This is a genomic window from Serratia sp. TSA_198.1, assembly GCF_052686505.1.
The window spans coordinates 1,542,294-1,553,758 of sequence record NZ_JBQZFP010000001.1; the positions used below are offsets into that span (position 1 = coordinate 1,542,294).

Consider the following 11,465-nt stretch of genomic DNA (forward strand, 5'->3'; position numbering starts at 1 on the left):
AGTCTTAATGCGTCGGCAGCTTGCCTGCCGGCGCCACTCCTAAAGAGATAGTTTGCTGTACATCGCATTCGTAAACGCAGCAAAGAAAATAGCCAGATCTTATTTTGACGGTTAAATCACCGTTTTCTTCTTTTATTTTTTCCGGCTAATTACGCACTTATCAACAAACAAGATGAACAAAACGTTAATTGTTGCAAAACGGTGAAGTAATAATTAACCGACAGGTAAATTTTAACTGCCAAAAAGAGACAATACGCATAAATATTTAACCTTTCAAAGGGAGGTTTATCCTGCCAATTCAAAATTATTTGTAAAGATTAAAAAATATTTTTTCATTAAAAATCAAATCACTACACCATTAAACCCTGCTGTTTTTATGGTTTTTCACCGTTCTAGTTCCCCGCCTTATGATCCAAATCAATTTTTACCCTATACTGCTTTGCTAGTATCTCATTGCGTTGTTTTAACCCTTAAGAGAGAGAGTTAGTGTGAAAGCTGACAACCCCTTCGATCTGATATTACCTGCGGCAACGGCGAAAATCGCTGAAGATGCAGGCGTGTATAAAGCCACCAAGCACCCGCTGAAAACTTTTTATTTGGCGATCACTGCCGGCGTCTTTATTTCCATCGCGTTCGTGTTTTATATCACTGCGACTACCGGCACTGCCGGTGTGCCTTTCGGCCTGGCAAAACTGGTCGGCGGCATCTGTTTCTCTCTGGGGTTAATGCTGGTTGTGGTCTCAGGTGCAGACCTGTTCACCTCAACCGTGCTGATTGTGATTGCCAAGGCCAGCGGCCGCATCAGTTGGTGCCAATTGGCAGCCAATTGGTTGAACGTCTATATCGGTAACCTGATTGGCGCGTTGTTCTTTGTGGCACTCATCTGGTTTTCCGGTGAACACATGGTCGCCAACGGCCAGTGGGGCCTGAACGTCCTGCAAACCGCTGACCACAAGCTGCACCACACTTTTATCGAGGCTGTCTGCCTCGGCATTCTGGCTAACCTGATGGTCTGCCTGGCCGTGTGGATGAGCTATTCCGGCCGCAGCCTGATGGACAAAATGTTCGCCATGATCCTGCCGGTCGGCATGTTTGTCGCCAGCGGTTTCGAACACAGCATCGCCAACATGTTTATGATCCCTATGGGTATCGTGGTTAAACACTTCGCCACGCCGGAGTTCTGGCAAGCCGTAGGGGCAGCACCCGAGCAATTTGCTCATCTGACCGTAAGCAACTTCATCATCGACAACCTGATCCCAGTCACCATTGGCAATATCATTGGCGGCGGCCTGCTGGTTGGGTTGACTTACTGGGTAATTTATCTGCGTGGTGGCGAACAGCAGCATTAAGCTGCCAGTTACCGTGCGCCGAGTTAGAAATCCACAATTAAAGGTAGGTGTATAATGACCGAACTTAACGAGAAGTTAGCCAAAGCTTGGGAAGGTTTCAGCAAAGGTGACTGGCAGAATGAAGTCAACGTTCGTGACTTCATCCAGAAAAACTACACTCCTTACGAGGGTGATGAATCCTTCCTGGCCGGCGCAACTCAGGCCACCTCCACCCTGTGGGACAAGGTTATGGAAGGGATCAAACTGGAGAACCGCACCCATGCGCCGGTTGATTTCGACACCAACGTTGTCGCGACCATCACTTCCCATGACGCAGGCTACATTGCCAAAGAGCTGGAAACCATCGTTGGCTTGCAGACCGACGAACCACTGAAACGCGCCCTGATCCCGTTCGGCGGCATCAAAATGGTTGAAGGTTCTTGCAAGGTTTATGGCCGCGAACTGGATCCACAGCTGAAAAAAGTCTTCACCGACTACCGTAAGACCCACAATCAGGGCGTATTCGACGTTTACACCAAAGACATCCTGAACTGCCGCAAATCCGGCGTGCTGACCGGTCTGCCGGATGCTTACGGTCGTGGCCGTATTATCGGCGACTACCGCCGCGTTGCGCTGTACGGTATCGACTTCCTGATGGCCGACAAGCTGAACCAGTTCAAATCTTTGCAGAACAAGCTCGAAAACGGCGAAGATCTGGAAATGACCATTCAGCTGCGTGAAGAAATCGCTGAACAACACCGCGCTCTGGCCCAGATTAAAGAAATGGCCGCCAAATACGGCTGTGACATCTCCAGCCCGGCGACTACCGCGCAAGAAGCCGTGCAGTGGACCTACTTCGGCTACCTGGCCGCGGTGAAATCCCAGAACGGCGCAGCAATGTCCTTCGGCCGCGTGTCCACCTTCCTTGACGTGTTCATCGAACGCGATATCAAAGCGGGCAAGTTGAACGAAGAGCAAGCGCAGGAACTGATTGACCACCTGGTAATGAAACTGCGTATGGTGCGCTTCCTGCGTACCCCTGAGTATGATGAACTGTTCTCCGGCGACCCAATCTGGGCAACTGAATCCCTGGCGGGTATGGGCGTTGACGGCCGTACGCTGGTCACCAAAAACAGCTTCCGTTTCCTGAACACCCTGTACACCATGGGGCCGTCTCCGGAGCCGAACATGACCATCCTGTGGTCTGAAAAGCTGCCGTTGAACTTCAAAAAATACGCGGCGAAAGTGTCTATCGACACCTCATCCGTACAGTACGAAAACGACGACCTGATGCGCCCTGACTTCAACAACGATGACTATGCCATCGCCTGTTGCGTCAGCCCGATGATCGTCGGCAAACAAATGCAGTTCTTCGGCGCCCGCGCCAACCTGGCGAAAACCATGTTGTACGCCATCAACGGCGGCGTTGATGAAAAACTGAAAATCCAGGTAGGCCCGAAAGAAGCGCCAATGATGGACGACGTGCTGGACTATGACAAAGTCATGGAACGCATGGACCACTTTATGGACTGGCTGGCCAAACAGTACGTGACCGCGCTGAACATCATTCACTACATGCACGACAAGTACAGCTATGAAGCTGCGCTGATGGCCCTGCATGACCGTGACGTTTACCGCACCATGGCCTGCGGCATCGCCGGTCTGTCGGTAGCGGCCGACTCCCTGTCTGCCATCAAGTATGCCAAAGTCTCCACCATCCGTGACGAAGACGGCCTGGCGACAGACTTCAAAATCGAAGGTGAATACCCGCAGTTCGGTAACAACGATGCCCGCGTTGATGACATCGCCTGTGACCTGGTAGAACGTTTCATGAAGAAAATTCAGAAACTGCGTACCTACCGTAATGCGGTACCGACCCAGTCCGTACTGACCATCACATCTAACGTGGTCTACGGCAAGAAAACCGGTAACACTCCAGATGGTCGCCGCGCAGGCGCTCCATTCGGTCCTGGTGCCAACCCAATGCACGGCCGCGACCAGAAAGGCGCTGTAGCCTCCCTGACCTCCGTAGCCAAACTGCCGTTTGCTTACGCGAAGGACGGGATCTCCTACACCTTCTCCATCGTGCCAAACGCTCTGGGTAAAGATGACGACGTGCGTAAAGCCAACCTGGCGGGCCTGATGGACGGTTACTTCCATCACGAAGCCTCCATCGAAGGCGGCCAGCACCTGAACGTCAACGTGATGAACCGTGAAATGCTGCTGGAAGCGATGGAAAACCCTGAGAAATACCCTCAGCTGACTATCCGCGTATCCGGTTATGCCGTACGTTTCAACTCGCTGACCAAAGAACAACAGCAAGACGTGATTACCCGTACTTTCACCCAGTCGATGTAATTGCCCCATCCGGGCGGGGTTTCCCGCCCGGTGGTTAAGCTGAATACCGGGGCCGGATCTTTCCGGCCCTTTTAACAAACGCAGTTTCCCTGACTCATCACGAGTCTGTTTTGCCAGATAGCTATACTGAATGAAATTGATGGATATCCGGCAAAACAGTTATCCGGCGCAATAACCGGCCAGCAGGAATCGTTCCACCCCAGCCACCGGGCCTATCCGGTAGCTGCATCGCTGATCCCTGGCCGGCGGTTATGAGCCTACTTTTAGACTGCGTTTGACAGTCAATATTGGAGAACCCCCTGCAATGTCAGTGAAAGGTCGCATTCACTCCTTCGAATCCTGTGGCACCGTTGACGGTCCCGGGATCCGCTTTATCGTTTTCTTCCAGGGTTGCCTGATGCGCTGCCTGTATTGCCATAACCGCGACACCTGGGACACCCATGGCGGCAAAGAAGTGACCGTAGAAGAGCTGATGAAAGACACCGTCGCTTATCGGCACTTCATGAACGCTTCCGGCGGCGGCGTGACGGCCTCCGGCGGCGAAGCCATCTTGCAGGCCGAATTTGTCCGTGACTGGTTCCGTGCATGCCAGCAGGAAGGTATCAATACCTGCCTGGATACCAACGGTTTTGTGCGTCGTTACGATCCGGTGATCGACGAATTGCTGGATGCCACCGATCTGGTGATGCTGGATCTGAAACAGATGAACGACGACATTCATCAGAACCTGGTCGGCGTCTCCAACCACCGCACGCTGGACTTCGCCCGCTATCTGGCGAAACGCAACCAGCGCACCTGGATCCGTTATGTGGTGGTGCCCGGCTGGTCCGACGATGACAAGTCAACGCACATGCTGGGTGAGTTCACCAAGGACATGACCAACATCGAGAAAATCGAGCTGCTGCCCTATCACGAACTCGGCAAGCACAAATGGGTGGCGATGGGGGAAGAGTACAAGCTGGACGGCGTCCACCCACCAAAAGCGGACACGATGGATCGCGTCAAAGGCATTCTGGAAAGCTACGGCCATAAAGTGATTTATTGATCTTTTTGTCGAGATAAAAAAACCGGCGCAATGGCCGGTTTTTTTATCTCAGGCAGCAGCCAGCGGAGTTTGGTGATGGTTTGGCTTTTTCAGCAACATCATCAGGTACACCAGCGCAACGGCAGCAATCATCACAAACAGCAGGCGGTCGGAATAATTCTGCATCAACAACGCCGTCATTGACGGGCCAAGCAGGCTGCCGATTGTGTAGCTCATCAGCAACGCCTGATTCATCGCCACCAACTCATGCGGCAGCGCTTTCTCGCAGGCCCAGGACATCGCCACCGGGTACAGCGTGAAACCGGCGCAGCCGAGAATAAACAGCGCCGGCGCCATGGCATAGTTGCCGAGCATCGCCACACTGGCGAGGATCACCACAAACACCTGAATGCGCAGCACCAACAGGCGGCCATAGCGATCGGCCAGGCGCCCTACCGGCCATTGCCCGACAATACCGGAGCTGACCAGCAGCGCCATCCAGTAACCGACGTTGGCGTCGCTCATACCCTGATGGGATAAATACAGCGGCATCAAGCCATACAGTGAACCGAGTACAATACCGGAGATAATGCAACCATTGATGCCCAGCCGCGCGCTGCGGCGTTTCAGCATTGGCCATACCGCCGCCTGCTGCGGTTCGTCATGCTGGCTGTTAACCCGCGCAAACAGCATGGGCAGCATGGCGCAGATGATGATGGTGGCCACCCACGGCACCACGTTCAGCAATTCGGTCGATACCAGGCTCAACAGCAGTTGACCAATCACGGTGCCAAGATAGTAAACCATCATATAGGCCGCCAACAGTTGCCCGCGGTTGGACAGGTTACCGCTGCGCAGTAAGGCGCTTTCAACGATCACCCAAATCCAGGCGCAGCCAATGCCGGCAAAGAAACGCCAGCCCATCCAGCTCCAAAAATCGAGCGACAGCGCCATACCGGCCGTCGCAACGGCAAACACCACGCAGGCAAGATGATAGCTGCGGGTAAAGCCGATGCGTTTGATCAGTTTGCCCGCTATCAGCGTGCCTACCAGGTTGCCGGTAAAGTAAGAAGAGCTCACCATACCCACCTGGCCGGTTGACAACTGAGCGTGAGTCAACCAAAGAGGGACTAACGTATTCAATACGGCAATAGAAACCGTGAGCAATAACAAGCCACAGAGCAGCAGGAGCACTGGGCGGGAATATGCGGACATAGTGAAATTGAAACCGAACGCGCGATGAGAGTGCGCGCATCATGCCACTGGCGATAAAAAAGTCAATCCGCTCTTATCTATGCACCGCACAATTTGTTTCACTCCCGGCAGCAGGGGCAACGCGCAGCAAAAAGGGCTATGCTGACGGCAGAAGAAATTCGCTCCCGCAGAGGCATAATGAAACAAACTATCGATAATGCCGTCGGCACTTTGCTGGCGGATATAGGCAGCACTCATGGTGAACTTCTGGACGTCGTGCAACGTGTTCGCCAAGTGGTCACGGCAACCGGTGGCGGCGTCAATGAATCGGTAAAATATGGCGGCATCATGTTTGCCCATACGGCGTTTTTCTGCGGCGTGTTCGCCTACAGCGGCCATGTGACGGTTGAGTTTGGCCGGGGCTATCTGCTCGAAGACCGCCACCGGATACTGGAAGGCGGGGGTAAGTATCGCCGGCATATCAAGCTTTATTCGATTGCCGATGTAGAGGCAAAACATCTGGCAGATTACGCAAGGCTGGCCTATGAGCTTGAACCTCCACGCTAAAACCGGCGTACATCTGCAGCGCACCCTAAGGATAATATGATGAAAAAGCGTGCCATTCAGATCGTCCCCAGCCGCCTCCATGGTATGGAAATGGTAACGGCGGACACGGATTTTTCCTTTGGCCGCCATACTCACGACCAGTTTGGCATTGGCCTGATGGATCGCGGCGCCCAGAAATCGCTAAGCGGCAGAGGCCGCGTTGAATCATCCGCAGGAGACATCATCACCGTGAACCCCGGAGAAGTGCATGACGGCTCTCCCCTCGCCGGTGCCAGAGCCTGGCGCATGATCTACTGCCACCCGGAACGGCTCAATCAATGCTTCGCGGATATCAGCGAGGGGAGATTTACCTCCGGGGAATTCAGCCACCCGGTTTTCAGCAATCATCATCTGGCCGCCTGCTTTAACCGGCTGTTCTGCGCCGTAACGCAAAGCGATGCGCTGGCCGCCGAAGAGGCTTTGCTGGTTATCGCCGCAGCCCTGGCTGAGATCCCGCATCCCCCTTTAGCCTACCCTCAAGATGGCATTGTCCGCGCACGGGAAATGATTGACGACGAGCCAGGCAGCCCGCTGACGTTGGCCGAGTTGGCCACCGAAGCCGGCCTGAGCCAATACCAACTCTTACGCGGGTTCAAACGCCGCACCGGTCTGACGCCACATGCTTACCTGCTGCAACGCCGCCTGTTGCTCGCGCGCCGGCTTATTCTCGCCGGTGACGGGCTGGCTGAGGTAGCCGATGCCTGCGGCTTCGCCGATCAAAGCCACATGACACGCCTGTTCGTCAGGAGCTTTGGGTACACTCCCGGCTCTTTCTCCCGGCAATCCGCCTGAACGTTGCCGCTGCGAAGGCGGGCTGCAATTTCGTTCAAGACTGTATGGCTCCTTCACCTGAAACTGGGTGCCAATTATCGCCAAAAGGAGCTTTACCCGTGAATGCAGATTTCCTGTTCACCTCATTACTGATCGTTATCTCGCCGGGGACCGGCGCGCTGATTACCTTGTCCACCGGGCTGCAGCAGGGTACGCGCAGCGCTCTGGTGGCGGCTGCGGGCTGCACCCTGGGCGTATTGCCCCATATGCTGGCTGCGGTGACCGGATTGGCCGCACTGTTGCAAACCAGCGCCCTGGCCTTTGACCTGGTGAAGTACCTTGGCGTGGTTTATTTGTTGTTTATGGGATGGGAAACGCTGCGCGAAAAAGGGCCGCTGGCCCTGTCTCAGGCCAATTCGCCTTCCACAGACGGCGCTCTGGTGCGGTATGCCGTCGTAGCCAACGCGCTCAACCCCAAACTGTCCATTTTCTTTCTGGCGTTTCTCCCACAGTTTATCACCGTGGGAGATGCGCACCCTGCCCGTACCATGCTGATACTTTCTGCGGTATTCGCCGTAATGACGTTCGTGATTTTCTCTCTTTATGGCGCCTTTGCCGCACGCGTCCGGCATCGCATTCTGGGGAATGCTCGCGTGATGCACTGGATACGCTGGTCGGTTTCCCTGGCATTTATCGGTCTCGCCATCAAATTGGCGTTGACCAGCCACTGACCCTCTGATTTTCAGACATAAAAAAAGCGCCCGCAGGCGCTTTCTTGCTGACTAGCTTTTCTAGCCGATATATTCCAGACCATTCATGTAAGGGCGCAGAACTTCCGGCACCTGAATGCGGCCATCGGCCTGCTGGTAGTTTTCCAGAACGGCCACCAGCGTACGCCCCACAGCCAGACCAGAACCGTTCAGCGTGTGCACCAAACGCGGCTTCTTCTCGGTTTTGCTACGGCAGCGTGCCTGCATGCGGCGCGCCTGGAAATCCCACATGTTTGAACAGGAAGAGATTTCACGGTAGGTGTCTTGCGCCGGCAACCACACTTCCAGATCGTAGGTTTTGCAAGCGCCGAAGCCCATGTCACCGGTACACAGCAAGACTTTACGGTATGGCAGATTCAGCAGTTGCAATACTTTCTCCGCATGGCCGGTCAGTTCTTCAAGCGCCGCCATAGAATCTTCCGGGCGAACAATCTGTACCATCTCGACCTTGTCGAACTGGTGCATGCGGATCAAACCACGGGTGTCACGCCCATACGAACCGGCTTCTGCACGGAAACATGGCGTGTGCGCGGTCATCTTCAGCGGCAGGGATTCCTCTTCCAGGATCTCGTCGCGCACCAGGTTGGTCAAGGGCACTTCCGCCGTTGGGATCAGCGCATAGTTGCTGCTGTCTGACTCTTCTTCCAAGGGTTTGGTATGGAACAGATCATCGCCAAACTTCGGCAACTGACCGGTGCCATACAACGTGGCATGGTTGACCAGGTACGGCACGTAGGCTTCCAGATAGCCGTGTTGTTCCGTATGCAGATCCAGCATGAACTGCGACAGCGCACGGTGCATACGGGCGATCTGCCCTTTCATCACCACAAAGCGCGAACCCGTCAATTTTACCGCTGCGGCGAAATCCAGCCCACCGGCCATTTCGCCCAGATCAACGTGATCGCGTACCTGGAAATCGTACTGGCGCGGTTCGCCCCAGCGGCACACTTCCTGGTTCTCGCTGTCATCTTTGCCGTTCGGCACGGCATCGTCAGGCAGGTTCGGCAACGTCAGGGCGTAATCGCGGATTTCGGTCTGCAAGGTATCCAATGCGGCCTTGGCAACATCCAGCTTATCACCCAGTTCGTTCACTTCACGACGCAGCGGCTCAATGTCTTCCCCGCGTGCTTTAGCCGCGCCGATGGATTTCGATCGGGAGTTACGTTCTGCCTGCAGCGTTTCGGATTCTACCTGCAGAACTTTGCGGCGCTCTTCTTGCGAACGCAGCAGATCCAGATCGAGTTTAAAGCCTCGGCGAGCCAGTTTGACGGCGACTGCGTCTAGCTCATTACGCAGCAGATTGGGATCGAGCATGCTAATCCTGTGCTTATTGTTATTGAAAGAAAATTTGTCGTTTTATACGACTGAATATAAGCCGCATAAAGAAAGAGTGATACCCGGTAACCTTACCGCAACGGCAACGCTAGCGGTAGCGTTTTGTCGGGCTATTTTGATCCTGCTCAGCCAGCCATGCCAGCTTTTCACCGATTTTGCCTTCCAGTCCGCGAGCGGTCGGATGGTAGTAACGGGTCTTGGCCATTTCAGGTGGGAAATAGTCCTCACCGGCGGCATAAGCATTGGGCTCGTCGTGCGCGTAGCGATACTCCGCGCCCAAGCCCATTTCCTTCATCAGCTTGGTCGGCGCATTGCGCAGGTGCTCCGGTACATCGTAATCAGCCATCTCTCGGGCGTCGCGCATCGCCGCTTTGAAAGCGGTGTACACGGCGTTGCTTTTCGGCGCGCAGGCCAGATAGACGATGGCCTGGGCAATTGCCCGTTCGCCCTCCGCCGGGCCGACGCGGGTAAAGCAATCCCAGGCCGCAATCGCCACCTGCATGCCGCGCGGATCGGCATTGCCGACATCCTCGGACGCAATCGCCAACAGGCGACGCGCCACATACAGCGGATCGCCACCGGCGGTAATAATGCGCGCATACCAGTACAGCGCGGCATCCGGTGCCGAACCGCGCACCGATTTATGCAGCGCCGAGATCAAATCGTAATAACGATCGCCTTTATTGTCGAAGCGCGCACTGCGTTCACCGGAGACCTCTTTTAACAATGACGGCGTCAAAACGCGGATGCCTTTGGCGTCGATTTCCGCCATATCAGCCATCATCTCCAGGCTGTTCAGCGCCCGGCGCGCATCGCCGCCCACCAGCTCCGACAGCATGCGGCGCGTCTCTTCGGGCAACTCGATATTCTGGCCGCCGAACCCCCGGCTAGTGTCTTTCATCGCCTGATCCAGCACCTGGCTGATATCTTCGGCGGTCAGCGCTTTCAACAAATACACCCGGGCGCGCGAAAGCAGCGCCGAATTAAGCTCAAAAGACGGGTTTTCGGTCGTCGCGCCGATAAAGGTGATGGTGCCATCTTCAATATGCGGCAGGAAAGCATCCTGCTGGCTTTTATTGAAGCGGTGCACCTCATCGACAAACAAAATAGTGCGGCGACCGGCGTCACGGTTCTGACGTGCGCGCTCGATCGCCTCGCGGATCTCTTTGATGCCGGACGTGACGGCGGAAATCCGTTCGACGTCCGCCTGGCCGTAACGGCCGATCAGCTCTGCCAGCGTCGTTTTCCCGGTGCCCGGCGGCCCCCACAGAATCATCGAATGCAGTTGCCCTGCCTCGATGGCACGCGGCAAAGGCTTGCCGGCAGCCAGCAGGTGTTGCTGGCCGATATACTGCGCCAGCGTAGTTGGCCGCATCCGCGCGGCCAACGGCTGGAACTCATTCTGGGAAAAATCGAGCGACATATTACTCACGCGGACCTCACTGGCGCTGGTCGTCCAGCGTCACCCCCTTCGGCGGGGTAAATTTGAATTTGGCAGCGTCAACCGTGGTGTTCTGCTGGCTTTTCAGTGCGTAAGAGCTGCGCTGGCCGTCCTGCTCAACTGCGGCAAAACTGCGGATAGTACCGCTGTTGGTCACAGTAATGGCGAACTGTTTCAGGTTACCGCTGCTGGATTTTGGCGTCAGCTCAAAATCGTCGCCTTTCTGCTTCACATTATACTGTTTCCAGTCATTGGCATCGTTGCGGGTGATCAGCATAAACGGCGTGTTGCCGGTGGCATTTTTCAGCCAGGTGGCAGTGACCTGCTCGACAAACGGGTTATAAAACCACAGGGTTTGGCCATCCGATACCAGCACGCTCTCGTCAGGTGAGGTCATGTGCCAGTTAAACAGATTCGGGCGTTTCACCCACAATTCGCCTTCGCCCTGCTGTACCGCAGCGCCGTCGCTGCTGGTCACGGTCTGGGAGAAACTGGCGTGGAAACTGTTCACTTTCGCCAGACGACTTTGCAGATCCTGTGCGGCATCGGCCAGCACAGAGGCGGAAGCGAATCCCGAAAGCAGACAGCAGGCAACCAACAGTTTTTTCATTATTCCAGATACCTTATGAAATGCGTTA

At 55.1% G+C, this 11,465-nt stretch carries 10 protein-coding genes; 6 read left to right on the plus strand and 4 right to left on the minus strand.

The genetic code is table 11. The features are described 5' to 3' along the window. Nucleotides 1-488: 488 nt before the first annotated feature. The 3 genes from focA (at nucleotide 489) to pflA (ending at nucleotide 4,731) form a co-directional block, all read left to right on the plus strand. A complete protein-coding gene (gene focA, locus ACUTSW_RS07420) occupies nucleotides 489-1,349 on the plus strand; it encodes a formate transporter FocA (RefSeq protein WP_006320825.1) in 861 nt (286 codons plus the stop codon). 54 nt (nucleotides 1,350-1,403) lie between these two features. Further along, nucleotides 1,404-3,686: a formate C-acetyltransferase gene (gene pflB / locus ACUTSW_RS07425; protein ID WP_166728469.1), complete on the plus strand. Its 2,283-nt coding sequence runs from the start codon at nucleotides 1,404-1,406 to the stop codon at nucleotides 3,684-3,686. Nucleotides 3,687-3,990: 304 nt separating this feature from the next. Continuing rightward, nucleotides 3,991-4,731 carry a pyruvate formate lyase 1-activating protein gene (pflA, locus tag ACUTSW_RS07430; protein WP_004942624.1) on the plus strand — a complete coding sequence of 247 codons (741 nt, stop codon included), beginning with the start codon at nucleotides 3,991-3,993 and terminating at the stop codon, nucleotides 4,729-4,731. A 48-nt stretch (nucleotides 4,732-4,779) separates the two neighbouring features. On the opposite strand, the gene ACUTSW_RS07435 is transcribed toward pflA, so the two are convergent. Further along, nucleotides 4,780-5,925 carry an MFS transporter gene (locus tag ACUTSW_RS07435; RefSeq protein ID WP_013812288.1) on the minus strand — a complete coding sequence of 382 codons (1,146 nt, stop codon included), beginning with the start codon at nucleotides 5,923-5,925 and terminating at the stop codon, nucleotides 4,780-4,782. 177 nt (nucleotides 5,926-6,102) lie between these two features. On the opposite strand from ACUTSW_RS07435, the gene ACUTSW_RS07440 reads away from it, so the two are divergent. The 3 genes from ACUTSW_RS07440 to ACUTSW_RS07450 all read left to right on the plus strand — a co-directional run bounded on the left by ACUTSW_RS07440 (nucleotide 6,103) and on the right by ACUTSW_RS07450 (nucleotide 8,012). After that, on the plus strand, nucleotides 6,103-6,471 hold the full coding sequence (locus ACUTSW_RS07440; protein ID WP_445584053.1) for a DUF1801 domain-containing protein: 369 nt from the start codon (nucleotides 6,103-6,105) through the stop codon (nucleotides 6,469-6,471). Nucleotides 6,472-6,510: 39 nt separating this feature from the next. Then, entirely contained in the window at nucleotides 6,511-7,302 is a 792-nt protein-coding gene (locus tag ACUTSW_RS07445) for a helix-turn-helix domain-containing protein (RefSeq protein WP_445584455.1), read from the plus strand. A 98-nt stretch (nucleotides 7,303-7,400) separates the two neighbouring features. Continuing rightward, on the plus strand, nucleotides 7,401-8,012 hold the full coding sequence (locus tag ACUTSW_RS07450) for a LysE family translocator (RefSeq protein ID WP_004942618.1): 612 nt from the start codon (nucleotides 7,401-7,403) through the stop codon (nucleotides 8,010-8,012). 60 nt (nucleotides 8,013-8,072) lie between these two features. Here the strand turns inward: ACUTSW_RS07450 and serS are convergent, their stop codons facing one another. The 3 genes from serS to lolA all read right to left on the minus strand — a co-directional run bounded on the left by serS (nucleotide 8,073) and on the right by lolA (nucleotide 11,437). Further along, on the minus strand, nucleotides 8,073-9,365 hold the full coding sequence (gene serS, locus ACUTSW_RS07455; protein ID WP_199635154.1) for a serine--tRNA ligase: 1,293 nt from the start codon (nucleotides 9,363-9,365) through the stop codon (nucleotides 8,073-8,075). A 109-nt stretch (nucleotides 9,366-9,474) separates the two neighbouring features. After that, nucleotides 9,475-10,818 carry a replication-associated recombination protein A gene (locus ACUTSW_RS07460; RefSeq protein WP_120978379.1) on the minus strand — a complete coding sequence of 448 codons (1,344 nt, stop codon included), beginning with the start codon at nucleotides 10,816-10,818 and terminating at the stop codon, nucleotides 9,475-9,477. Nucleotides 10,819-10,825: 7 nt separating this feature from the next. After that, entirely contained in the window at nucleotides 10,826-11,437 is a 612-nt protein-coding gene (gene lolA / locus ACUTSW_RS07465) for an outer membrane lipoprotein chaperone LolA (RefSeq protein WP_445584054.1), read from the minus strand. Nucleotides 11,438-11,465: the final 28 nt, after the last annotated feature.

Excerpts from the sequence above, each read along its gene's own strand:
- pflB (WP_166728469.1), top strand. The coding sequence starts at position 1,404 with ATGACCGAACTTAACGAGAAGTTAGCCAAAGCTTGGGAAGGTTTCAGC.
- pflA (WP_004942624.1), top strand. The coding sequence starts at position 3,991 with ATGTCAGTGAAAGGTCGCATTCACTCCTTCGAATCCTGTGGCACCGTT.
- ACUTSW_RS07435 (WP_013812288.1), bottom strand. The coding sequence starts at position 5,925 with ATGTCCGCATATTCCCGCCCAGTGCTCCTGCTGCTCTGTGGCTTGTTA.
- ACUTSW_RS07440 (WP_445584053.1), top strand. The coding sequence starts at position 6,103 with ATGAAACAAACTATCGATAATGCCGTCGGCACTTTGCTGGCGGATATA.
- ACUTSW_RS07445 (WP_445584455.1), top strand. The coding sequence starts at position 6,511 with ATGAAAAAGCGTGCCATTCAGATCGTCCCCAGCCGCCTCCATGGTATG.
- serS (WP_199635154.1), bottom strand. The coding sequence starts at position 9,365 with ATGCTCGATCCCAATCTGCTGCGTAATGAGCTAGACGCAGTCGCCGTC.
- lolA (WP_445584054.1), bottom strand. The coding sequence starts at position 11,437 with ATGAAAAAACTGTTGGTTGCCTGCTGTCTGCTTTCGGGATTCGCTTCC.